We start from the raw sequence: 22028 nt of genomic DNA, 5'->3' as shown, positions 1-22028 counted from the left end.
ATGATTAGGATAAGTTATGACTTAAAAATTAATCAACAACTAAAGCTTATGCTTGTAGCTAAGTGAAATCATTGATTAAGAGACCTGTACTTTTCAATGACTTTTTCAGCAAACCCTAACTAATGTTCAAAATTCGTGCGTTACGCTGACGCTAACACACCCTACTGGACTGTTTCAGTGCGATCGCCGATCTTGTAGGGTGCGTTAATGAAATGTAACGCACCTTATCTAATGTTCAAAATTCGTGCGTTACGCTGACGCTAACACACCCTACTGGACTGTTTCAGCTAATTTGGTGTATTAGAAAAATGCTATAAATTCTATAATCTAAGACTTTAAGCCGAAATCTATCGCCCCATTTTAGCTGAAACAATCCACTACATTTGATACATTTATATTGCTTAATCATCCCAAAAACCTTCAGGCTTGGCTATACGTTCACCACTACCCCAATCCTGGGGATAAATTCCTTGAGCGATAAACCGATGGATACTGGAATATTGCCAATCTTGAGGATTTTCACAGAAACCATGCCGCACTGGATTGTCATGAATATAATCGCAATGTGTTGCAAAATCTTGTTCATCTCGGATTAAATGCTCCCAAAATCGGCGTTGCCAAAGATTCCCTTCTCCTCGTTTTTGCCGCGATCGAGAAACTTCACGATTAACCCCCAATGCCTGCCCATAATGCTTTGTGACATAAGTTTTGATTAATCGTAACCTTACCGAAAAATCTTGATCATCATCTGGTAACGTCCATAAACAATGAAAATGATCAGGTAATAGAACAAAAGCATCAATCACAAAAGGATATTTCACCCTAACCTTTTCGATTCCTTGCCTAAGCGCTTTTCTAGCCACATCACAACAAAGCCAAGGCTCTCTCTGATAAGTGACTTGAGTAATAAAGAAAGTCCCTCCAAATACATGAGGTCTTCGATAATTAGACATTTGGATCGTAGAGTGTATTAATGAAATGTACAACTTGAATGATAATCAACAAATTCGTGCGTTACTGGACAGTGCGATGCCGAAGGCACTGCATAGCAGATAGCCGATCTTGTAGGGTGCGTTAATGAAATGTAACGCACCTTATCTAATGTTCAAAATTCGTGCGTTACGCTGACTGGACTGTTTCAGCCGTAGGATGCGTTCCGTAATGCAGGATTTTTGGGGAACGCACCATGCACATTGATTGAAGCTGTGAGGTTAGGTGCGGTGCCGCTCTTGTGGGACCAGTTGAGGAATGTTAGGGAAGATTGCGAATGTTGAGGTTAAAATAGAGGGGCAAAAGTTGCCACAGGGTCGCTTCAATGACAGTTCGACAACCCCGCTACAGCAAAGAAGAATTTGCCCGACGTGGACACGAAGTCTATGAATCTCAGGTACGCTCCCAAATCGAGGAAGGGAATCATGGGAAGATTGTAGCAATAGACATCGAAACAGGGGCTTTTGAAGTGGCTGACGACAGCCTAACAGCTGCCAAACAACTGTTAATACGTTTTCCTGATGCACAAATATTTGGTATTCGCATTGGACATCGTGCCGTCCATCGTTTTGGCTTTCGTTCCCCCAGTGTATCGCCATGATGATGGGGAGCGTCAATTCGCGCCGAGAAGCAATTATTCAATTCGTAGTGCTAGGCGAAAATCACCAGAGGCAAGCGATTAAAGCAGTTATTGACACTGGTTACAGTGTATTTCTCACGTTGCCTTCTGCTATCATTACAACACTAGGATTAACGTGGTATATGCAAGAAGAGGGAATCTTGGGCGATGGAAGCCTCTGTATGTTTAACGTATTTGAGGCAACTGTGATCTGGGATGGTCAGATCAAATCTATTGAAATCAATGAGTCAGAGACAGATCCATTAGTTGGTATGGGTTTACTTGATGGCTATGAGTTGAATATTCAGGGTTTTGCTGGGGGATTAGTGACAATTAAACCTTTGTCATAGTGCGATCACAATCGCCGTAGGGTGCGTTCCCTAATGCAAGTCCTACTGTTCCACCAATAGATTTTTGGGAACGCACCATGCACATTGATTGAAGCTGTCAGTCTAAGTGGGATGACGAAGGCACGGCCTAGCAGTACACTGATTTTGTCGCGTAAGAGGCGGGCTATAATGAACGGTGAACCTGATTGGTCAGAAAAAATTGACCAATATTTGTCTGGTGAAACCATTGACCATTAAGTGGATTCTAAGGAGCTAAGGGAATGACCTGGACGGCAAACCAACAAGCGAAAATTATCCGTACAGAGCGAGGACTGACGATCGCTGGCACGCGCATCACCCTCTATGATGTGATCGATCTCCTAAAAGCTGATTATCCTCCTAAACTGATTCGTGACACATTTAACCTCACGAACGCGCAAATTGACGCAGCTTTGTCCTACATTGAGGCAAACCAAGCTCAGGTCGAGGTTGAATATCAAGAGGTTCTTCAGAATAGGGAAGAAATTCGCCAGTACTGGGAAGATCGTAACCGTGAACGCTTTGCTCGAATTGCAGCAATGCCACATAAACCAGGGCAAGAAGCGTTTTGGGCAAAGCTTGAGGAGCAGAGAGCCAGACGTGCCGCACAAAAACAATGACTTTCTTAGTTGACTACAACCTCGACGGTTATGCGCTGATTTTTCTTGGTATATTGGCAAAACGTGGTTGGCTTGAGTTTCAGTCTGTCCAATTTGTCACCTTTAGAGAGGTTGGATTGTCGATGGAAAGTAGCGATCGCGTAGTCTGGCGCTATGCTCAAGAACAGGAGATGATGATTCTTACTGCTAACCGAAATATGAAGGGTGATGATTCCCTTGAGCAGGTTATGCGAGAAGAGAACACAGAGAAATCGTTTCCAGTGTTGACGATTGGAAATCTCGATCGTTTGAGTGAAGCTGAGTATAGAGAGCGCTGCGCTGAACGACTGATCGAAATTGCTGTAGATATTGATAATTACAAGGGGGTTGGTCGGTTATTCATTCCATGATATTGTCGGCTACGCTTAAAAATTAGGGCGATCGCAGTCTTATCGGTGAGATGCACGGCATAACTTAGCCGTTATGCGGCAAGTTTCTGAATAGATCTCAATCGCTGTAGGGTGCGTTCCCTAATGCAGGATTTTTGAGAACGCACCATGCACATTGATTGAAGCTGTCAGTCTAAGTGCGATGCCGAAGGCACTGCATAGCAGTACGCCGATCTGGTAGGGTGCGTTAATGAAATGTAACGCACCTTATCTAATGTTCAAAATCCGTGCGTTACGCTGACGCTAACACACCCTACTGGACTGTCTCAGTGCGATAATGCAAGTCCTACTGCTCCACCAATAGATTTTGGGGAACGCACCATGCACATTGATGGAAGTCGTTAGACCGCTTCAATTTTAGGGTAATAGTTGCTAAAGTCCGCTAACTTCACCGGTGAAGCCACCTAGGGAGAGGTTTTTGATCGCTAAAAAATTCTTTCCTCTCCATAAAAACGATAAAATCTCTATTCTGCAAGCATAAAGAGGCTTCAGGCAAATTTAAAGGCACATTTAAGCTATATAAATCGAATATTTACACTTTTTTCAGCTAATCAAGCCATTAATGGCTTGATTTCTTTGCATCTAACCCAAACAGTATAATTTTTTCTCTGATGTATTGTAATTGTATTTTATTTCATATAAAATACAATCTCAGAGAAAATACCTAGCAATCTCCCATAAATAAACAAAGGAGCCGATGACATCGTGATCCCTGATCCTAGATCCTCAAAACCGAAAACCCTCTTACCCTTTATTTCTCTAGCTACGGCTGCCGTCGTCACAACGGGAATCGGACTAACTTTTAGTCCCCTATCGGCATCGAGTAAGCTGCTGGCAGCTGCGGATAAACAGCAAGCTAAACAACAAACCGTGGAAATCACCCTGGTTTCCTACGCGGTGACTCAATCGGCCTACTCAAAAATCATTCCTCTATTCGTCAACAAATGGAAAAGAGAGAAAAAACAGGATGTGGTGATTAAACAGAGTTATGGCGGCTCTGGTTCCCAAACTCGCGCTGTTATCGACGGATTAGATGCAGATGTGGTAAATTTGGCTATCGGTTCCGACGTGGAACGCTTGCAAAAAGCGGGTTTAGTTAACCCGGGTTGGCAGAAAGAACTCCCCAATAACGCCATCGCCACTCGTTCCGTGGTAGCTTTAGTTACTCGTCAGGGCAATCCCAAAGGAATCCGCAACTGGCCAGATCTAGCCAAATCGGGGATTAAAGTCATTACTGCCAACCCGAAAACCTCTGGGGTGGCCCGGTGGAATTTTCTGGCTCTCTGGGGATCGGTAACTCGGACCGGCGGCAATGAAGCACAAGCGACCAATTTCGTCCGCAATGTCTATAAAAACGTGCCTGTACTACCCAAAGATGCCCGGGAAGCCAGCGATGTCTTCTTTAAACAGGATCAGGGGGATGTGCTGCTTAACTACGAAAACGAGGTAATTTTGGCCCGTCAAAAGGGACAAACGGGTTTTTCCTATACTATTCCTCCGGTCAATGTTTCGATCGATCCGCCCGTGGCCGTAGTGGATAAAATAGTTGATAAACGCAAAACCCGGGAAGTAGCGACAGCTTTTGCCCAATTTCTCTTTACTCCGGAAGCGCAGCGGGAATTCGCCAAGGTGGGTTTCCGTCCCGTTAATGCTAATGTGGCTAAAGAGTTTAGTAAACAATATCCAAAAGTGTCGAATCTGTTCCCCTATACGGCGATCGGTAGTTGGGATGCGATCCAGAAAAAATTCTTCGCTGATGGGGCGATTTTTGACCAAATTCAGCGTTAATTAGTAGTAGGCCGTCAGCTGTCAGCTAAGTAAGTGGTTCTGATTAATTGATCCCCCCTTAATCCCCCCTTAATAAGGGGGGTGCCGATCCCCCCTTAATCCCCCCTTAATAAGGGGGGCATCTGACAATTTTCAACACCTACTTACTTAGATAGCTGATGGCAAAAAAAACAAAGCTGATAGTTAGTAACTAAAAAAAAGATGTATCTACTTGACAAAATCAAAAACGGAAGCTTGGTATTGATTGGTTACTTATTATCGCCCCTGTGTTGGTGGAACGATCTAATTTTTAATCTGCCGATCGCCTACGGTTTCGGTCGTTTAATTGCTTGCTTACACGCCGATTTTTTTCTACCAGCGGCCATGGTTGGTTATTGGTTATCTAATCTTGTGGGAATTCTGCTAATGCAATTCGGGACGAAAGAATTAATCGGTGGAGAGAAAGAAGAACGCAATTGGCAAAAAGAATTAAGAAATGGATTACTTTCCTCGACAGTTTATACTTTAGTAATCCTAGCTTTGCTGCATTTTCAGGTTTTAGAAATGCCCCTGTTATCCTCGATCGCCACTTTTTCCCCGTGATTCCCAAAACTTACTTAAACAATAGCTTAATTTTCTTGGTTATCTTGTTAACATCGCTAACTTTTACGGATTTAGCGATCGCTATTCGCCAGCAGCCGCAAGGATTTGCTTGGGAAAAATCCCTGCTGCTATCTATTCATCAAACTACTAATTTAAACCTAAATTTTTTGGCCATAAAACTAACGGGATTAGGTACTTATTGGGGAGTGGCCCCGATACTGACAATTTTACTGCTGATTTTTGCCCTAAAAAAATACTGGTACGGGTTTGCTTATATCCTTGTGACCATGGCGGGAGGTTGGGCTATTAGTTATAACCTCAAGATGCTTTTTCGTCGGAATCGCCCACAGTTTTGGGAGTTATTTTATCCCTTACCCCACGATTTTTCCTTCCCTAGCGGCCATGCTTTATTTAGTTCCCTGTTAGTCATTTCTTTACTGATTTTATCTTGGAGAACGCGCTGGTTTTTCGGGGTAGTTTTACTGGGGATTCCCTTCGTCTTGGTTATTGCTTGGACTCGTCTTTATTTAGGAGTTCACTTTCCTAGTGATATCCTTGCCTCTTGGCTTTTAGCGCTCGCTTGGTCTCTCCTAGTTCATATCTGGTGGCAACAGTTATTAAAGACACCCAAGGCGATCAGGAAATAAGGAGAAATTAATAATTAGGGTTGGCTGAATATCAGTGAAAGCTTTGCTAGAAACCGGTTTAGGGACTTTTGTTTTCAGGAAAAGTGCCAAAGACAAACGTTGATAAATCGATCCGAGGGACTCAAAATCCTTGCACTTTCCGAAGGCGATTGCAAAGGGTTCCGCTTCTCAGTGTGCGAGGTTATTCTGTTATTCTGACTTCCCTTCCTGACTCCTGACTCCTGACTCCTGACTCCTGACTCCTGACTCCTAACCCCACCAACAAACTTTTTTAGCAAACCCTAATTAGTTGACCGACTTGCTGCCCAAAAAAAATATCACGTTATACCTAAATTTTTGGAGAAAGCTAATCAAAGCCCTATAGTAATTATCGTTTGATATTCGTCGCTGACACTGAATCATGAAACCAAAAATGCCTAAAGGGAAGGGTCTATCCCTGGGACGGTTTCAAAGCCGTCCCCTTGCTTTTCTCACTTTAGTTCTTCTCTGCATTTTAACCTTTACCTTAGCACCGTCATCGCCCCTGATGGCCACGTCTAAATCTGAGACTAAGATAGACTTTGTATCGCCGGTTTGGGTAGCACAAAATCTCAACGATCCGAAGTTAAAAATTCTCGATGTGCGGATTAATCCTTTGGAATATATCACTGGTCATTTACCGAAAGCGGTGAATATAGCCGACAATAATTTTCGTGGTCCAAACGGATTTTTGCCGGTTCAATATTGGCAAGAGGATAAAATTGGCAGCCTCTTTGCCGCTGCGGGAATCACTAATGGCGATCGAGTGGTAGTATATTCCGATGGTCGCGATGTCTTGGGGGCAACCATGGTCGCTTATTTATTAGAGCGATCTGGTTTCCGAGATGTGGCCGTCTTAGATGGTGGTTTTAAGGGTTATAAGGCTTCTGAACAGAAGGTAACGAAAGAATTCCCTAAATATCAACCAGGGAGCTTTACTGTCCGTGATAATCCCTCGATTCGGGTGACTTTGGCAGAAGTAGAGAAATTGATCGGCAAACCCGATGTGGTTTTTATCGATCCTAGACCGGAAGAACTTTTTCAGGGAAAACAGGATATCTGGCTGAGAAATGGTCATATTCCGGGGGCGAAAAATATACCCTGGCCGACTTTTACGGAAGCGAATAATCCCGATGAATCTCTGAAAAATCCCCATAAATTGAAATCTTTAGACGAAATCAGGAAGATTCTTGCCCAACGCAACATCAAGCCCTCGGATAATATTATTGTCAGTTGCAGCACGGGACGGGAAGCGACTTTACAGTATGTTGTCCTCAAACATCTGCTCGGTTATCCCAAGGTGCGAATTTATGAGGGTTCTTGGACAGAGTACAGTACCACAGATCTGCCCGTCGCTACTGGGCCAGAAAAAGCGGTCTGAAGTCAAGTTTGTCGGTCTATACTCGTTGTGTTTAACCATCTTGCCCAAGATGGTTTTTTTGTTAGGGTGGGTTCCCGAGTAGGGCTAAGTTAGACGGACGTAAAAAAACCTCGGCGCTCATCCCGAGGTGAATTTAGGAGATTTGAGCTTATTTTGATGTGAAGTTGACGTAAATTAGCTAAGGGCGTTGATCACATAATCAATGTAGGAATTAGCTTCTACAGCAGCATCCCCACTTAATCCGTGATTGGTTTTGATGTATTTTAAGGCTTCGATATACCAGCTAGGAGATAGTTCAAAGGCACTATTAATTTCACTCAAACCGGCGACCAGATATTCATCGATCGGGCCTGTACCCCCTACCACGAGGGCATAGGTGATAATTCGGATATAGTAGCCGATATCGCGAACGCACTTGGATTTCCCCCGCTCATCGTAGGCATAGTTCGGCCCCTGGAGTTGGGTGGTGTAGGGAAATTTTTGATAGACAGCGTTGGCTGCTTCTTGGGCTAAACTGGGGGCCTTTTGGGCGAGGATTTTTACCGCTTCTAGGGTGATGGCGGCCTGACGGAAACGACCGAAGGCCACTTGTAATTCAGCACTGCTGAGAAAACGGCCTTGGGAATCGGCAGTAGCCACCGCTTCGGTTAAAGGTGTCTTGGTCATCGATGGAATTGCTCCTACAAAAGTTTAATCGGATTGAGATAAGAAAGTCACAGCATCAGGAAACTGCCGCCGCCGCTCGATCGAAGTAAGAAGCGACTTCTGCTAGTAAAGAACTGCAATCCCCGCGAGTGATCCCGTTGGGATCGGCTGCTAGGGCAAGGGAAGCGTCTTTGAGCTTGAGAATTCCGGCCGCAACAGAAGCTCCCGGAACCCCCAGGGCGACGTAGGTTTCCCGGAGACCGTTCAAGGCGCGATCATCGAGGATGCTGGCATCGCCGGTGAAGGTGGCATAGGTAACGTAGCGCAGGATAATTTCCAAATCCCGCAAGCAGGCGGCGGCACGACGGTTTGTATAGGCGTTGCCACCGGGGGCAATTAAAACGGGCTGTTCTGAAAACAAACTACGCGCGGCATCGGTAACGATCGCAGAAGAATTACTGGAAAGACGATTGACCACATCCACGCGTTTATTACCATCTTTGACGAAGGCAATTAGGGCATTGACTTGATTCTCGCTCAGGTATTCCCCGCGGGTATCGGCCTGAGAAACGACTTTGGCAAAGGCATCTAACACCATAGTTTTCATCTCCTATAATGATGATTGGTTTCGGCAAAATATCGAGGTTGATTTCTCTGGCTTTTCTTTATTTTTTCCGATAAAGTATCTAGGAGTTTTTTTCTTGGGACTATACTATCGTCCTTGAAAAAAGTTTTACTCTCTCTTGGCCAGATTTTTTTGTATATCGAGGAACAATTCTTGTTAATTGAATTTAGCGTTGATAGGCGCTTCCAGACATACTTCGTTTTTGCCATGAATTATTTTATAGACCATATTTCTACCTTTATTTATTAAAAATTGTTTCTTAAAAAAACAGCAAAAAAATAATTTTTTAGGATAAATCTCAGAAAAGTTTTCTAAATGTGTAACCCTATACTAAGAAAAAGTATCGCTCTTTTCATCTCTCTAATAATTCCTTTAAGTTGTTTAAACAAATGTGCTTTTATATACTAATAATAATTAACTAAATTAAGAGAAATTTCCCAAGACAACTTTGCCGATTGTGCTTCGATATACAAAAAAAGTGGCAAGGCAAAAAAATCGACAGGGATAATCCCCGCCGACGTTGTGATCAGAGATGCCAACACCAGCATTTTGCAGTGTACTCCGACTTAAAAAGTATTGTAAAACATCTTAAATACATATATAATCAAAAATAGCCAACAAGTATAAAGCAAGTGGGATTATGCCGATCGCAAGAGACATCACCCAATTGGTAGGAAGGACACCCCTAGTTCAACTGAATCGAATCCCAGTGGCAGAGGGAGTAAAAGCCCGCATCGTCGTCAAACTGGAAAGTATGAACCCCGCCGCCTCGGTTAAAGATCGCATCGGTGTCAGTATGGTGGAGGACGCGGAAGCTGCCGGACTAATTCACCCCGATAAAACAATTCTGGTGGAACCCACTTCCGGCAATACCGGCATCGCCCTGGCCATGGTGGCGGCGGCCAAAGGCTATCGCTTAGTCCTGACTATGCCCGAAACCATGAGTTTAGAACGACGGGCAATGTTAAAAGCTTACGGGGCGCAATTAGAATTAACCCCGGGTAGCCAAGGCATGAAAGGAGCGATCGCCCGAGCTGAGGAAATAGTCGAAAATACCCCCAACGCCTATAGTTTGCAACAGTTCCGCAACCAGGCTAACCCGAAAATTCACCGAGAAACCACCGCCGAAGAAATCTGGGCTGATACCGACGGCCTGGTAGATATCGTTATTGGTGGCGTGGGAACTGGGGGAACCATTACTGGTATTGCCGAAACCATTAAACCCCGTCGTCCCCAATTTCAAGCGATCGCAGTTGAACCCTCTAATAGTCCCGTCTTATCGGGAGGACAACCGGGGCCGCACAAAATCCAAGGCATCGGGGCTGGTTTTATCCCGGCAATTTTCCGACCGGAATTAATCGATGAGGTGATTATCGTCGATGATACAGAGGCTTTCACCTCCGCGCGACGGTTAGCTCGTCAGGAGGGACTACTATCGGGCATCTCGGCCGGGGCGGCTTTATGGGCGGCGATTCAAGTGGGCAAAAGACCCGAAAACGAAGATAAATTAATCGTCATGATTCAGCCTAGTTTCGGGGAACGTTACCTCAGCACGGCCCTGTTTAAAGACCTCGAAGATATCGACTAATAGGACAGTAAATTGATGGAATTTGCAACGAGGGCGATTCATGGGGGGCAAGAACCAGACTCTAGCCATGGTGCGGTAACGATTCCCATTGATCTCACTTCCACCTATAACACCAGCTTTACTACGATTATCGATCGGGATCGAGAATAGGAACGATTTAAAGCGGGATCTGGAAAAGGCTTTGATTGGTTAGGCGAAGTTTTTATCTCATTTGATGGGTTAAACAATGTTTTTTGACTCGGAAGATTGGCAAACGATTATTTTTCGGCTCAGTATGGCTATGGCCGTCGGCTGTCTGATTGGTTATAACCGACAGCGAGGCGGTCGTCCGGCTGGATTGAGAACTTTTATCATCGTTAGTCTCGGGGCTGCCATGTTCGTGATGATTCCCCTACAAGCGGAAGGAGATGTGGGTTATGCGTCTTCTAATGCTCTCAGTCGTACTATTCAAGGGGTCGCTTCTGGTGTCGGTTTTTTAGGGGCGGGAATCATCCTACAACAATCCCATCGGGAACTAAATAAGGTACAAGTGAAAGGCTTGACTTCGGCGGCGACTATCTGGTTAGCGGCAGGATTAGGCGCGGCTTCTGGTTGCGGTTTATGGCAGATGGTTCTGGTGGGAACTTTTTTCACTCTCTCCACCCTCAGTGGCATTAAACGACTGAAGAAAAAACAACCCTTAGCCAAATATATTAAAGGTCGTAAGAAAATATCTCCGATTAATCAAGAAATAGACTCATCGGATAGTTCAGCATCTCATTAATAAAAAAAGCGATAAAAATTAATTTTTTATTAAAAGAGCAAAAGCTTTTCTGTAATGGCTTTTGACTCAAAAAGTTTATATTTTGTCTGAAATTTATCGTTTAAAAAATATAATAAATTTTTTATAAAATTTTCTGTATATAAATAACATACAAGTATTTTGTATGATAACATTTAGATAGAGTAACTAATTTTTCTAAACAGGAGAAAATTAAATCATGATCAACCGAAATAAGAGCTTTAAAAGCCTCAAAAATCAAGTTTTCCAGCTGCTGATTTTCCTCTTAACTGTCACTTTGCTCCTAGGCGGAAGAGGAAATGCGATCGCCTTGCCGCTACTCCCCGAACCGTTGGCCGTCATCGACCGTGCCACGGCAACGGGTGGCACTGTGGTGGAACCAGTCAAGAAAAAAAATGAGGTTTCTAGCCCAAAAATTCTCGAAGATGCCCAAATTGCCTATGAAAAAGCCATCCAAGCGACAAAATCGGCTATCGATGACCTAAAGGCTCAACTAGCCGCTCCTTCTCTCGACAAGAAGATTATCGAAGCTCAACAGGACAACCTAGAGGACTTAGCGGATAATATTGACGATCTAGGGGAAAAAGTGAGTAAATTGACGAAAAAATTGACCAAATCCGGCGCTAAACTCAGTGAAACCCTGCAAAACAACCTTATTACCCTAGAAAATAGCCTCGTTAATACCTCCGAGACGATCGATATCTTAGCCGACGACACCGAACGACTCAAAGACAGTGCTTCCCCTTTCCTGAAAACTCGCGTAGAAAAGACCATCGACGCGGTTAAACAGACTCTACAGGAAAGCGATCGAGCTTGGCAAGAACTGATCTCCTCGGCCACCACGGAACTGGAGAAGACTAGCACCCCGAAATAAATAGGGCTTGCAAGGACATAAAATCAGTCTTTTTTGGGGTAATTATCGTTTTTACCCCAAAATCTTCGCAAAACGCCCTAAATCGTCTAAAAAGCTCCTTTCTCGACGGCCTTGTGCTTTTGACTAGCTAAGTACCTAATCAAAATTAATTACCAATCATGACGCTTACCTATCAACCACCAACCCCCCATCGCTGGCACTTTGATAATCGGGCGATTTTGCCCCTTAGAAACCCTAATTTCTGGAAAATCGAGAGTGGAGTCGTAAAAACCTCCACCTGGTTAGAAGATGGAACCCTGATCGTCTTGGGATTGTGGGGACCTGGCAATTTTGTTGGCAAAACCCTAGAGAGAGTCAATCCCTATCAAGTTGAGTGCATCACTCCTGTACAAGCAGTTTCCTTTTCCACAGTTGAGAGTTATCAAATGGCAGAAATTCTGCTGTCTCATCTTCAGCAAGCACAAGAACTAAGTATTATTCGTAGCTACAAACGTACTGATGTTATGGTCTTGAAATTACTGTCATGGTTAGGCAATCAATTTGGTAAACAAACCGGTACCGGACAATTAATTGATGTGCGTCTAACTCATCAGGATATCGCTGACTTATTAGGAACCACTAGAGTCACAATTACCCGCGCACTTAATCATCTTGAACAACAAGGGGCCGTGGAACGTCTTCCCGTCCATCGTCTTCTTTTACGAGAGGAGGAAATCTGGCACTACGAGATTTAGAATGGGAAGGATTATCCCTTTTTTCAATCTATGAATTGGTTAGTAGCCCTTTTAATTACTAGCGTGACGAGTTTTGTGGCCACAAATCTCGATGATCTGATGGTGCTAATGTTGTTTTTCTCGCGACTTAATGCTAATTTTCGACCTCGACACCTGATTATTGGTCAATACCTCGGTTTTACCCTGATTCTCCTAGCTAGTTCCCTCGGTTTACTATTTGGGTTACTGGTTTCTAAAGAATGGATTGGTCTATTAGGATTTATCCCTCTAATTATCGGCATTAAACAACTTTTGTCAAGGGAAAATGAGGATTATATTCAAGAAGTAAGAGAAGATGTTAATTATTCTAAAAATCGCTCCTTTTTTCCTCGTTTTCCCTCCCAAACCTATTACGTTGCTGCCGTGACCGTGGCTAATGGCGGTGATAATATTGGTATCTATACCTCTCTTTTTGCCAATAATTCCCCGATGCACGTCTTAATTATCATGATAATTTTTTATCTCATGATGGGGATTTGGTGCGCCCTAGCCTATTTTTTGATTACCCATCCCAGGATAGCTAAAGTGGTTACAAACTACGGACATAAAATTAGTCCTTTTATCTATATTTTTCTAGGGATTTATATATTAGTTGACAGCCAATTCTATCGTTTATTTTTAACCTATTAACCAAGAATGCCTAAAAAATTATCTTTCAGCTACACTAACTAATACTAAATCCTCTTTAAAAGTTATCTATGAGCTACATTGACCGGAATCAATTTTCTGCAACTTTCGACATCGCCATTATCGGGGGAGGATTTAGTGGTTCCCTCGTGACAGCGAACCTGTTACGCGACACAGGGACTCCATTATCGATCGCCCTGATCGAGTGCCGAAAACCCCTCGGTACGGGGATCGCCTACGGAACGCGAGACAGCGGCCACCTGCTCAATATTCCTGCGGGCAAAATGAGCGCCTTCGAGGACGATCCCGAACATTTCCTCCACTGGTTAGCAGATAACGGCTATCGATCGATCGATCCGGCCAGCTTCGTCCCGCGTCTAGTGTACGGCAAATACATCCGATCGATCCTAGAAGAAGCGCGGGACAACGCCATTGCCGATCACCGTCTGGAAACGTTTACCGATGCGGCGATCGATCTGGCACTCGACGGGGAAAAGGCGACGATTACCCTCAAAGGAGGCAAGAAAATCAGCGCCGCAAAAGTAGTTCTGGCGCTGGGCAATTTTCCCGCAACGGTTCCCCAACCCCTCGCGTCTCTGAATTACCCCTATCTCCGCGACGCTTGGGAGACAGACACACTCGCCGATCTAAAACCCGACGGGAAGATCCTGATCGTTGGGACGGGGTTAACGATGGTGGATATGGTGGTTTCCCTGGCACAAAGGGGATTCACGGGCAAAATCCACGCGGTTTCCCGTCATGGCCTGATCCCCCGATCTCACCGCCCCACCGATCCCTATCCCCCGTTCCTCACCCTCGAAACCGCACCCCAGACCACGCGGGGACTCCTACGGCGAATTCGCGCGGAGGTAAAAAGCGCCGAGAGTCAAGGTCACGACTGGCGGGCCGTTTTAAACGCCTTACGCCCGATATCTCAAGGTCTATGGCATTGTCTGCCGATAGGGGAACGCGCCAGATTTCTACGCCACCTGAAAGCCTATTGGGAGGTTCTTCGCCATCGCCTCGCCGACGAGATCGCCAGTATCCTCGATGAGGCTGTAGAATCGGGACAATTAACCTATCATGGGGGAAGAATTGAAACTGCCGAGGATAAAAACGGCTGTGTAGAGGTTACTATCCGTCAACGGGGAACGGGAAACCTCTTAAACCTAACCGTCGATCGAATTATTAACTGTACCGGCGCGAGTAACGATTACAGGACCATAACCGATCCCCTCGTCGTTCATCTTCGCCAACGCGGGTTAATCCGTCCCCATCCTTTGAATTGTGGCATCGAAACCGCGGACAACGGGGCGATTCTCAGGCCAGACGGTACGGCATCGAACACGCTGTACACCTTGGGAAATCCCCGCAAAGGCGATCTCTGGGAAACCACCGCCATTCCCGAACTGCGTTTACAGGCGGCCGAACTGGCCCGGGATTTGTTGCGATCTCTGAAAGAGAGAATTTCTCTCCCCACGGCCTACTCGATAGCATTCCGGCCGGCAGCGCCGATTTTTCGCCAGCTTTTTGATAGGGAATCGAGTACCTACACCTATCTGATCGCTGATTCGGGTACGGGGGAGGCAATTTTAATCGATCCGGTCCTCGAACAGGTTGATCGCGATCGGCAGATTCTTTGGCAGTTGGGGTTAACTCTAGGCTACACGATGGAAACCCATGTCCACGCCGACCATATCACCGGAGCGCACCGCTTACGGGAGTTAACCAACTGTTCGATCCTCGTTCCCGAAAACGCGGAAGTGAGCGATATCGATGGTTATGTGCGCGATGGCGACCTCTGGATCGTGGCAGGTCAGCAGCTAAAAGCGATCGCTACTCCGGGCCACACCGATAGTCATATAGCCTATCTCATCGATGAAAAACGCCTATTAACGGGGGATGCACTCTTAATTCGCGGTTGCGGTCGTACCGATTTTCAGAACGGTTCGCCGGAAGTGCTATACAAGACGGTAACGGAGAAGTTATTCACCCTCCCCGATGATACGCTTGTTTATCCCTGTCACGATTATCTGGGAAGAACGGTCTCCTCGATCGGTGAGGAAAAGCGCTGGAATCCCCGTTTCGCCGGCCGCAATCGTGAGGATTTTGTGGAGTTGATGAATAATCTCAATCTACCCTATCCCAAGAAGATGACCGCGGCCTTAAGTGCCAACGCGCGGGGTGGTAAGGTGGTTTTCGTCATGGATTATCAGATTTAGTGAATATTTTATTTTAAAAATTTTTCTTTTTAGGTTTAGGAGGCCGCTCTATACTTTTAGGGGAGGGAGGTGATTGAGGTGGTTCTTGCAATAATTTAATAAGAGTTTGAATAATTTCATCTACGACTTCATCTCTCAAAGTCCCGCATTTTCTTCTAAATAATTCTCTGTCAAGTGTAGATATGTAGTCCGATCTAACATAAGAAGCTTCGTATCCATCATCTAGATGTCCTTCTTTAAAATCTTTCCGCTTAATTTCTACCATCCCCGATCTTTTATTAGAATTGCTAGTTATGTAAGCGCAGATAAACCCTTTTCCCGCTAAGGCAGGAGCGAGGATTAGAACAGGCCTTTCTTTCTCTTCTTCTGGATTATCCTGATAGGGAAAGGGAGCATATACTACATCTCCTTTTTTATAAAAAATGGACACTTGATTCAATTTTGAACATACTCCTCTTTTGTATTTTCCTCTTTCAAAAAAGTAAAATTACTGTGATTAGCGATCACTTCCAGAATCTCTTGATCTTCGGACTCCGACTCTTCAACCACAAAATCAATTAGTCTGTCAATAAATCCAGCCGCATTGCGAATCCGAACTCTAAAAGAGTTTTTGGAATCAGTCGGCGTACTGAAATCTATATTTTTTTTACGAGACTGATCGATTATATCGCCCATTATTACTTGAATATCTTGAAGAGTTTCAATATCAAAAAAATCAATGTAATCTTCTAGCTTGTCACCAAACGTTTCTAATTTTTCTGAAAAAACTTTTAAAAAATCTTCTTCTAGATAAAATAAATCTCTTTCAGAATAACTGCAATATTTTGCGATGATTATTTTTAAAGAATTCCAATTGCTATCGAGAATACGAAAATCTCGATATAAATTTTCAGCTTTTTCTCTTAAAAAAGCGATGGTTTTGAGGTCGATATATGTAGTGTCTTGTGAATTTAGTTCAACAAAATTTTTAATTGCAAAAATAGCATGATCTATTGCATTATAGACTTGATGCCATTCTCTTTTTTCAAAAAGAATTGTAATGTTGCCAGCTATGTCTTTAATTTCTTTGTTTATTTTGTCATTGGTTTTTGCAGATTGCCAAGAAATAGATTCAAAAAAAACTTCGCTTTCGTATAAATTTTCAACAATTTTTGTCAAACATTCATCAACCTTCCTAAAAAAACTTTGATTGCGATAGTTGACAATGACGGTTTTATTTATTAACAAAAAAAGCTTTATTGATCCTTTTTGAAAATAATTATCAAAAGAATCGGAAATTTTTTTAGAGTTATCTTTATTAATCGGAGTACGTTTGGTGATTTTCCAATCAGTTAAGTGATTCTCTTTGCAAGCCATAGGAGCTTATCCACTAACAGTACGATGTCATCTAATGATTATATCATAACAACCTTACCACACTCGCCTCCAGCGCAGCAACGCCGATCGCCTTCTACCCAGCCATCCCCAACCCGCAACCGTCAAGAGTTCCCCTTTCTAAACGGAAAGTCACGAGAAGATCATTCAACGCATCCATATCGCCATCCATTAAAAACGCATCGTGACCGTGCGGCGATCGCAGCCAGAATAATTCAGAATTGGGGATATATTTCGCCAACTCCTCTTGTTCTACGGGAGGATAAAGAAGATCAGAATCGATCGCCACGATCGCCGTCGGTTGTTGAATCGACTGTAAAACCGATTCGTAACTTTTTCCCGTCCGGGTGACATCATGACGATCCATCGCCCTACTTAGGGTGATATAAGCATTGGCGTCAAAACGTTCGACTAACTTTTTTCCCTGATATTCTAAATAGCGGGCGATCGTGAACTCTCCCCCCTCCCCGTACTCCCGGCCGAAACGGGACTCGAAACTGGTGTGCGATCGGTAGGTAGTCATCGCCATCATCCGGGCTGCCGATAAACCCCGGGCCGGAGGGCGATTGATCGCATAATTTCCCCCTTGCCAATGGGGATCGGCGTAGATCGCTCCCCTTTGAGCTTCTCCTAGTGCGATACACCAGGCCGAATGTCGTCCCGAAGCCGCAATCACAGCGATCGATCGCGTCCTCTCCGGGTACAGTAGCGCCCACTCCAAAACCTGCATTCCTCCCAAAGAACCCCCGATCACCAATCGCAAAGACTCGATCCCCAATGCGTCCACCAACAGCCGTTGTAGGTGAACCAGATCCCGAATGGTGATCTCTGGGAAAGTCGGGCCGTAGGGTTTACCGGTACGGGGATCGATCGAAGTGGGGCCGGTCGTCCCGTAGCAACTGCCGAGAATATTGCTACAGACAATAAAATCGCGGGTCGGATCGAGAACGCGTCCGGTTCCTAACAAAGGTTCCCACCAAGCTTCTACGTCGGCCGATCCCGTGAAGGCATGACAGACAATAACCCCGTTATCCCGCTTGTTATTCAAAATTCCCCAGGTTCGATAGGCGATCCGCACCCTTTCGAGAACCGCCCCCGATTCGAGAACAAAAGGATGCAGTGGGGAATAGAAACGGGTTTCCGGGGAGATCAAGTCTAGGCGATCCATGGGCGGGGTGGTGGGTTATAAACTCTGGAAAGTTTGCTGGAAATCCTCGATAATATCGTCAATATGTTCCAAACCCACGGAAACGCGGATTAATTCGGGCGTTACTCCCGCCGATCGCTGTTCTTCCTCGTTTAACTGCTGGTGAGTCGTCGAGGCGGGATGGATAACGAGGGTTTTTGCGTCCCCCACATTGGCGAGATGACTGGCCAGTTTCACCCGGTTGATAAAATTCCGCCCGGCCTCGAAACCGCCCCGAATCCCGAAGGCTAAAACCCCGCCGAAGCCGTGTTTTAGGTACTTCTTCGCCCGTTCGTGGTAAGGATGTTCCGGTAATCCGGGATAGTCCACCCATTGCACCTGTGGCTGTTCTTTGAGCCAGTTCGCCAGGGCCAAGGCGTTGGATACATGACGATCGACCCGTAGGGAGAGGGTTTCCAATCCCTGTAGCAGTAAAAATGCGTTAAACGGACTCAAGGCGGGTCCGAAGTCCCGCAATCCCTCCACCCGGGCCCGGATAATAAAGGCGATATTGCCCAAAGGGCCGGACGGTCCGAATACCTCATAGAAATTCAACCCGTGATAACCCGGCGCGGGTTCGGTAAACTGGGGAAATTTGCCGTTTCCCCAGTCGAATTTCCCCGAATCGACGATTACTCCGCCGATGGAAGTGCCGTGACCGCCGATCCATTTGGTGGCCGATTGCACCACGATATCGGCCCCCTGTTCGATCGGGCGACAGAGATAGCCGCCGCAGCCGAAGGTATTATCGACGATCAGGGGGATACCGTTCTCGTGGGCGATATGGGCTAGGGCAGCAAAATCGGGAATATTAAATCGGGGATTGCCGATCGTCTCGACGTATAAGGCTTTAGTGCGATCATCGATCGCCGCTCGAAAAGCCTCGGCCTCATCGCCATCGACGAACTTGACATTTATTCCTAAACGTGGTAGGGAGACTTTGAACTGATTATAGGTTCCGCCGTAGAGGTAGCTAGTGGAAACGATATTATCCCCCGCACCGGCAATATTAGCGATCGCTAGAAATTGGGCTGCCTGACCGCTAGAGGTGGCCAGGGCTGCTGCACCTCCTTCTAAAGCGGCGATCCGCTTCTCGAAGACATCGGTGGTCGGGTTCATGATCCTGGTGTAGATGTTGCCGAACTCTTCTAGGGCAAACAGTCGCGCCCCGTGGTCGGCATCGTTGAAAACGTAGGAGGTGGTTTGATAGATGGGAACGGCGCGGGCGTTAGTTCCGGGGGCAGGTTCCTGGCCAGCGTGTACTTGCAGCGTCTCGAAACGGTAACGGTCAGACATAGGCGATCGGGGAGGAAAATAAAGGGGAAATTCCTCGATTTGTGCGATCGAGGACAAGGGGTGATTAAATGACCTCCTTAGGGGATGGAATGGGTACAGTGGGCTTATCTGCTTACTGTATTTTTCTATCATAGCCATCTTCTGCGAGTCAATTTATTGAGATATCCTTTATACAAAATATCTTTTATACCGAAACTGGATTGTGTTAGGGTAATTGCTACACAAGAAAGTACCAGCTAGACTGGTGGAATGAGAATGTATCATTTAAGACAAAGTGAATTTTGTGATAATTGCTTCTGGATAATCTTGATCGCTTTCTTGGATAAATAAATGCTTTTTTGGTCAACTTTATGACTCTCTTATTCTTTGTGTGATAAGTTTAACTTATATAGCAGTGATCGGTCTTTGTCTCCTTTGTGTCTCTGTGGTTCGTTCCACTCACTTGCCCACAAGACTGTATCTTAAAATACATTTTACTCACCAAAACTAAGAGAGCCACTTTCTGACTAAAACTAACGAAATAATCATCGCAATTCATGACTAATAAAACATTTAATTGCCGAATATGATAACTACAAATAGACAAGTATTTTTCGATATTTTGCCAGCCATAAGGGAAAGAAATAAAGAGAATAAATCTGAATTCATTTAAATAATATAGGACAAGCTTACTTTCATTTTCTAGTTGCTAGAATTATTAAAATAGATAAAATCAGCCATTTTATTTGTTTGCAAATCTATCTATAAACTATCTCTATTCTCAATTAAGATGCTCAAAATTCGCCTTTTAGCTAGACCAAGTAATCTCTTTTTTTTGTTATTAATTTTGGCGATTATTTTTAATCCTTTCGTGATTGTCAATGCTGGAGAAAGAGGGGTTTTAATGGTTTTTGGTCAAGTACAGGAGAAAATACTTAATGAGGGTATTCACGGGATTATTCCCGTTGTTAACACGGTAAAAAAACTAAGTGTGAGAATCCAAAAACAACAGATAGCGGCCGAAGCTTCCTCCAAAGACCTACAGGAAGTATTTACAGATGTAGCCCTGAATTGGCATATTTTAGCATCAGAAGTTAATACTATTTTTCAACAAATTGGCGATGAAGCGGCTGTCATCGAACGAGTGATCGATCCAGCAGTGGAGGAAATTCTTAAGGCAGTTATGGCTAAATATACCGCCGAAGAATTAATTACTAAACGGGAGGAGGTGAAAGGAGAAGTAGATATTCGTTTGAGCGAAAGACTGAAAAATTATCATATCGGTGTCGATGATATTTCTTTGGTTCATGTCAATTTTTCTGATCGCTTTACCGATGCGGTGGAAGCCAAACAAATTGCCGAACAGGAAGCCAAAAAAGCCGGTTTTATGGTGCTGAAAGCTCTGAAAGAATCGGAAGTGAAAATCAATCTGGCTAAAGGAGAGGCGGAAGCTCATCGCATTCTCCAAGATTCCTTAAGTCCAGAAGTTTTACAGAACAAAGCGATCGAAAAATGGGACGGTAAACTCCCCCTATTTATGGATGATAATCTGCTTAAGTCCCTTGAATTGGTTAAAGATAAGCGAAAAACTAGATGATAAAAACAATTTATTAAAACCAGAAGAAAGAATACTTGATTTTATTGAACTTCACTGCGAGGAACTCCTCTATGCTGTTTAAATCCCGAAAGACAAAGCAGAAATTTAACGCTGATTACTGGCGAGATCATTCGGCCAACGAACGTACCTATCTGTCTTGGATGCGTGCTTCCATCGCTTTGATGGGTTTTGGTCTGGTCATTTTGCGTTTACGGACAGCATCTTTGTCATCTCTAGGACTAGGTTGGTTGTTGGGTTTTGTCTTAGCTATGGTGGGATTATTAACCGTTGTCATCGCCACGCGCCGATATTTTCTCATCCGGCGGGCGATCGATAGTAATAGCTACGAACCTGCTCAAGTCTGGATTATTTGCTTTAGTATAGCGATCGCTGGTCTCGGGTCAGGAATTCTCTATTTTGTCGCCATCAGTCCCGATAGCGGTGGGGTAGAAAGCATCGTTTTTGATTAAAACCCCATCCTCGCAGGGAGCGGGATGGGGAAAAAATTGCTCGATACAGGTGGTAAAATCCAGATAACTACTTAAAATTGCCCATTTTCCGACCTTTCCCAGGAAGGGGCGAAAGGTGGACAAATCAAAGGACAGGCACGCCAATGACTGTGAACAGGGACTCCCAAGCGTTGACAATAGCCATTTCCTCTCCCCTGAAACTTATAAAACCGACAGTAACGACAGGTAGAGGAACAAGTAGCAACTTTCGGGAGAGGATTTCCCGTGGTTTCGATCGCTGTTAGTTTTGGGGATAGGGTGGAAATGGTGTCTAGCATGGAAGTCTCCAAGGCTAACGGGGTTCACTAGCGACTCTTACCGTACCTAGTCCCAAATTATGTCACAGTTGCCCATCCTCCCGGAGTATAACGATTGACACGCTCCTAAAAAATTGGGTGGTGATTCGGTAGTAGTGATGGCGGCTTAATCCTTTGCTTTGCTGTGCATTGTAGTCATGGATAAAATACCAAAGGGTTCCCCAACGTGATTCTCCATTTTTTTAGAGAAAGAT

Annotated in this window: 25 protein-coding genes and 1 pseudogene; 18 read left to right on the top strand and 8 right to left on the bottom strand. The window is 44.7% G+C overall.

Going from position 1 to position 22028, the window contains the following annotated elements; translation table 11 throughout:
* Window positions 1-401: 401 nt before the first annotated feature.
* Entirely contained in the window at window positions 402-953 is a 552-nt protein-coding gene (locus tag EWV60_RS15810) for an REP-associated tyrosine transposase (protein ID WP_002759060.1), read from the bottom strand.
* Between the two features lie 362 nt (window positions 954-1315).
* On the opposite strand from EWV60_RS15810, the gene EWV60_RS15805 reads away from it, so the two are divergent.
* The 8 genes from EWV60_RS15805 to EWV60_RS15770 all read left to right on the top strand — a co-directional run bounded on the left by EWV60_RS15805 (window position 1316) and on the right by EWV60_RS15770 (window position 7441).
* A complete protein-coding gene (locus tag EWV60_RS15805; RefSeq protein WP_002733756.1) occupies window positions 1316-1591 on the top strand; it encodes a hypothetical protein in 276 nt (91 codons plus the stop codon).
* Complete coding sequence (locus EWV60_RS15800; RefSeq protein ID WP_002779119.1) at window positions 1588-1959, top strand: hypothetical protein; 372 nt, start codon at window positions 1588-1590, stop codon at window positions 1957-1959. The genes EWV60_RS15805 and EWV60_RS15800 overlap by 4 nt, the downstream gene beginning before the upstream one ends.
* 260 nt (window positions 1960-2219) lie before the next feature.
* The gene (locus EWV60_RS15795; RefSeq protein WP_002734748.1) at window positions 2220-2597 is read left to right on the top strand and encodes a DUF433 domain-containing protein; all 378 of its coding nucleotides are present in this window, start codon (window positions 2220-2222) and stop codon (window positions 2595-2597) included.
* Window positions 2594-2986, top strand: coding sequence for a DUF5615 family PIN-like protein (locus EWV60_RS15790; RefSeq protein WP_002779116.1), 393 nt, complete (start codon window positions 2594-2596; stop codon window positions 2984-2986). Before EWV60_RS15795 ends, EWV60_RS15790 begins: the two co-directional genes overlap by 4 nt.
* Window positions 2987-3730: 744 nt before the next feature.
* A complete protein-coding gene (locus EWV60_RS15785; RefSeq protein WP_287233250.1) occupies window positions 3731-4813 on the top strand; it encodes a sulfate ABC transporter substrate-binding protein in 1083 nt (360 codons plus the stop codon).
* Between the two features lie 201 nt (window positions 4814-5014).
* Window positions 5015-5395, top strand: a complete 381-nt coding sequence (locus EWV60_RS15780) for a DUF7980 family protein (protein ID WP_104395619.1) — start codon at window positions 5015-5017, stop codon at window positions 5393-5395.
* A complete protein-coding gene (locus EWV60_RS15775) occupies window positions 5392-6042 on the top strand; it encodes a phosphatase PAP2 family protein (RefSeq protein ID WP_287233247.1) in 651 nt (216 codons plus the stop codon). The genes EWV60_RS15780 and EWV60_RS15775 overlap by 4 nt, the downstream gene beginning before the upstream one ends.
* 400 nt (window positions 6043-6442) lie before the next feature.
* Window positions 6443-7441, top strand: coding sequence for a sulfurtransferase (locus EWV60_RS15770; RefSeq protein WP_002779108.1), 999 nt, complete (start codon window positions 6443-6445; stop codon window positions 7439-7441).
* A 174-nt stretch (window positions 7442-7615) separates the two neighbouring features.
* Here the strand turns inward: EWV60_RS15770 and cpcA are convergent, their stop codons facing one another.
* The gene (gene cpcA / locus EWV60_RS15765) at window positions 7616-8107 is read right to left on the bottom strand and encodes a C-phycocyanin subunit alpha (protein WP_002732914.1); all 492 of its coding nucleotides are present in this window, start codon (window positions 8105-8107) and stop codon (window positions 7616-7618) included.
* A 55-nt stretch (window positions 8108-8162) separates the two neighbouring features.
* Window positions 8163-8681: a C-phycocyanin subunit beta gene (gene cpcB, locus EWV60_RS15760; RefSeq protein WP_187602881.1), complete on the bottom strand. Its 519-nt coding sequence runs from the start codon at window positions 8679-8681 to the stop codon at window positions 8163-8165.
* 670 nt (window positions 8682-9351) lie between these two features.
* Here cpcB and cysK point away from each other — a divergent pair.
* The 8 genes and pseudogenes from cysK to EWV60_RS15720 all read left to right on the top strand — a co-directional run bounded on the left by cysK (window position 9352) and on the right by EWV60_RS15720 (window position 15576).
* Entirely contained in the window at window positions 9352-10299 is a 948-nt protein-coding gene (gene cysK, locus EWV60_RS15755) for a cysteine synthase A (RefSeq protein ID WP_287233245.1), read from the top strand.
* Window positions 10300-10314: 15 nt separating this feature from the next.
* Window positions 10315-10449 carry a hypothetical protein gene (locus EWV60_RS15750; RefSeq protein ID WP_002779101.1) on the top strand — a complete coding sequence of 45 codons (135 nt, stop codon included), beginning with the start codon at window positions 10315-10317 and terminating at the stop codon, window positions 10447-10449.
* A gap of 76 nt (window positions 10450-10525) precedes the next feature.
* Entirely contained in the window at window positions 10526-11062 is a 537-nt protein-coding gene (locus EWV60_RS15745) for an MgtC/SapB family protein (RefSeq protein ID WP_002733201.1), read from the top strand.
* 217 nt (window positions 11063-11279) lie between these two features.
* Complete coding sequence (locus tag EWV60_RS15740; RefSeq protein WP_271936796.1) at window positions 11280-11954, top strand: hypothetical protein; 675 nt, start codon at window positions 11280-11282, stop codon at window positions 11952-11954.
* 158 nt (window positions 11955-12112) lie between these two features.
* A complete protein-coding gene (locus tag EWV60_RS15735) occupies window positions 12113-12688 on the top strand; it encodes a Crp/Fnr family transcriptional regulator (protein ID WP_002793798.1) in 576 nt (191 codons plus the stop codon).
* A 30-nt stretch (window positions 12689-12718) separates the two neighbouring features.
* Window positions 12719-13357, top strand: coding sequence for a cadmium resistance transporter (locus EWV60_RS15730; protein ID WP_287233240.1), 639 nt, complete (start codon window positions 12719-12721; stop codon window positions 13355-13357).
* Window positions 13358-13425: 68 nt separating this feature from the next.
* Window positions 13426-13905: pseudogene (locus tag EWV60_RS15725) on the top strand (FAD/NAD(P)-binding protein); the annotation flags it as partial.
* Between the two features lie 963 nt (window positions 13906-14868).
* A complete protein-coding gene (locus tag EWV60_RS15720; protein WP_216642669.1) occupies window positions 14869-15576 on the top strand; it encodes an MBL fold metallo-hydrolase in 708 nt (235 codons plus the stop codon).
* A gap of 13 nt (window positions 15577-15589) precedes the next feature.
* Here EWV60_RS15720 and EWV60_RS15715 read toward each other — a convergent pair whose 3' ends face one another.
* The 4 genes from EWV60_RS15715 to EWV60_RS15700 all read right to left on the bottom strand — a co-directional run bounded on the left by EWV60_RS15715 (window position 15590) and on the right by EWV60_RS15700 (window position 19432).
* Window positions 15590-16006: a type II toxin-antitoxin system PemK/MazF family toxin gene (locus EWV60_RS15715; protein ID WP_287233253.1), complete on the bottom strand. Its 417-nt coding sequence runs from the start codon at window positions 16004-16006 to the stop codon at window positions 15590-15592.
* A gap of 5 nt (window positions 16007-16011) precedes the next feature.
* Window positions 16012-16932 carry a hypothetical protein gene (locus tag EWV60_RS15710; protein WP_287233239.1) on the bottom strand — a complete coding sequence of 307 codons (921 nt, stop codon included), beginning with the start codon at window positions 16930-16932 and terminating at the stop codon, window positions 16012-16014.
* Window positions 16933-17026: 94 nt separating this feature from the next.
* On the bottom strand, window positions 17027-18118 hold the full coding sequence (gene metX / locus EWV60_RS15705) for a homoserine O-acetyltransferase MetX (RefSeq protein ID WP_287233237.1): 1092 nt from the start codon (window positions 18116-18118) through the stop codon (window positions 17027-17029).
* Between the two features lie 15 nt (window positions 18119-18133).
* On the bottom strand, window positions 18134-19432 hold the full coding sequence (locus tag EWV60_RS15700; protein ID WP_002803145.1) for an O-acetylhomoserine aminocarboxypropyltransferase/cysteine synthase family protein: 1299 nt from the start codon (window positions 19430-19432) through the stop codon (window positions 18134-18136).
* A 769-nt stretch (window positions 19433-20201) separates the two neighbouring features.
* On the opposite strand from EWV60_RS15700, the gene EWV60_RS15695 reads away from it, so the two are divergent.
* Both EWV60_RS15695 and EWV60_RS15690 read left to right on the top strand, forming a co-directional pair.
* Window positions 20202-21008, top strand: a complete 807-nt coding sequence (locus EWV60_RS15695) for a prohibitin family protein (protein ID WP_287233234.1) — start codon at window positions 20202-20204, stop codon at window positions 21006-21008.
* A gap of 71 nt (window positions 21009-21079) precedes the next feature.
* A complete protein-coding gene (locus EWV60_RS15690) occupies window positions 21080-21478 on the top strand; it encodes a YidH family protein (protein ID WP_287233232.1) in 399 nt (132 codons plus the stop codon).
* A 71-nt stretch (window positions 21479-21549) separates the two neighbouring features.
* Here the strand turns inward: EWV60_RS15690 and EWV60_RS15685 are convergent, their stop codons facing one another.
* On the bottom strand, window positions 21550-21795 hold the full coding sequence (locus tag EWV60_RS15685; protein WP_002767334.1) for a hypothetical protein: 246 nt from the start codon (window positions 21793-21795) through the stop codon (window positions 21550-21552).
* Between the last annotated feature and the right edge of the window lie 233 nt (window positions 21796-22028).

Origin of the sequence: Microcystis sp. Msp_OC_L_20101000_S702 (assembly GCF_007095705.1) — a bacterium.
Classification (GTDB): Bacteria; Cyanobacteriota; Cyanobacteriia; order Cyanobacteriales; family Microcystaceae; genus Microcystis; species Microcystis ichthyoblabe_A.
Note: the sequence above shows the minus strand (reverse complement) of the source record. Positions and strands in the feature narration are given on the sequence as shown.

Excerpts from the sequence above, each read along its gene's own strand:
- EWV60_RS15790 (WP_002779116.1), top strand. The coding sequence starts at position 2,594 with ATGACTTTCTTAGTTGACTACAACCTCGACGGTTATGCGCTGATTTTT.
- EWV60_RS15745 (WP_002733201.1), top strand. The coding sequence starts at position 10,526 with ATGTTTTTTGACTCGGAAGATTGGCAAACGATTATTTTTCGGCTCAGT.
- EWV60_RS15710 (WP_287233239.1), bottom strand. The coding sequence starts at position 16,932 with ATGGCTTGCAAAGAGAATCACTTAACTGATTGGAAAATCACCAAACGT.
- metX (WP_287233237.1), bottom strand. The coding sequence starts at position 18,118 with ATGGATCGCCTAGACTTGATCTCCCCGGAAACCCGTTTCTATTCCCCA.
- EWV60_RS15805 (WP_002733756.1), top strand. The coding sequence starts at position 1,316 with ATGACAGTTCGACAACCCCGCTACAGCAAAGAAGAATTTGCCCGACGT.
- cpcA (WP_002732914.1), bottom strand. The coding sequence starts at position 8,107 with ATGACCAAGACACCTTTAACCGAAGCGGTGGCTACTGCCGATTCCCAA.
- EWV60_RS15685 (WP_002767334.1), bottom strand. The coding sequence starts at position 21,795 with ATGCTAGACACCATTTCCACCCTATCCCCAAAACTAACAGCGATCGAA.
- EWV60_RS15750 (WP_002779101.1), top strand. The coding sequence starts at position 10,315 with ATGGAATTTGCAACGAGGGCGATTCATGGGGGGCAAGAACCAGACTCT.
- EWV60_RS15730 (WP_287233240.1), top strand. The coding sequence starts at position 12,719 with ATGAATTGGTTAGTAGCCCTTTTAATTACTAGCGTGACGAGTTTTGTG.
- EWV60_RS15800 (WP_002779119.1), top strand. The coding sequence starts at position 1,588 with ATGATGATGGGGAGCGTCAATTCGCGCCGAGAAGCAATTATTCAATTC.
- EWV60_RS15690 (WP_287233232.1), top strand. The coding sequence starts at position 21,080 with ATGCTGTTTAAATCCCGAAAGACAAAGCAGAAATTTAACGCTGATTAC.
- EWV60_RS15700 (WP_002803145.1), bottom strand. The coding sequence starts at position 19,432 with ATGTCTGACCGTTACCGTTTCGAGACGCTGCAAGTACACGCTGGCCAG.
- EWV60_RS15770 (WP_002779108.1), top strand. The coding sequence starts at position 6,443 with ATGAAACCAAAAATGCCTAAAGGGAAGGGTCTATCCCTGGGACGGTTT.
- EWV60_RS15695 (WP_287233234.1), top strand. The coding sequence starts at position 20,202 with ATGCTCAAAATTCGCCTTTTAGCTAGACCAAGTAATCTCTTTTTTTTG.
- EWV60_RS15795 (WP_002734748.1), top strand. The coding sequence starts at position 2,220 with ATGACCTGGACGGCAAACCAACAAGCGAAAATTATCCGTACAGAGCGA.
- cysK (WP_287233245.1), top strand. The coding sequence starts at position 9,352 with ATGCCGATCGCAAGAGACATCACCCAATTGGTAGGAAGGACACCCCTA.
- EWV60_RS15780 (WP_104395619.1), top strand. The coding sequence starts at position 5,015 with ATGTATCTACTTGACAAAATCAAAAACGGAAGCTTGGTATTGATTGGT.
- EWV60_RS15740 (WP_271936796.1), top strand. The coding sequence starts at position 11,280 with ATGATCAACCGAAATAAGAGCTTTAAAAGCCTCAAAAATCAAGTTTTC.
- EWV60_RS15735 (WP_002793798.1), top strand. The coding sequence starts at position 12,113 with ATGACGCTTACCTATCAACCACCAACCCCCCATCGCTGGCACTTTGAT.
- EWV60_RS15810 (WP_002759060.1), bottom strand. The coding sequence starts at position 953 with ATGTCTAATTATCGAAGACCTCATGTATTTGGAGGGACTTTCTTTATT.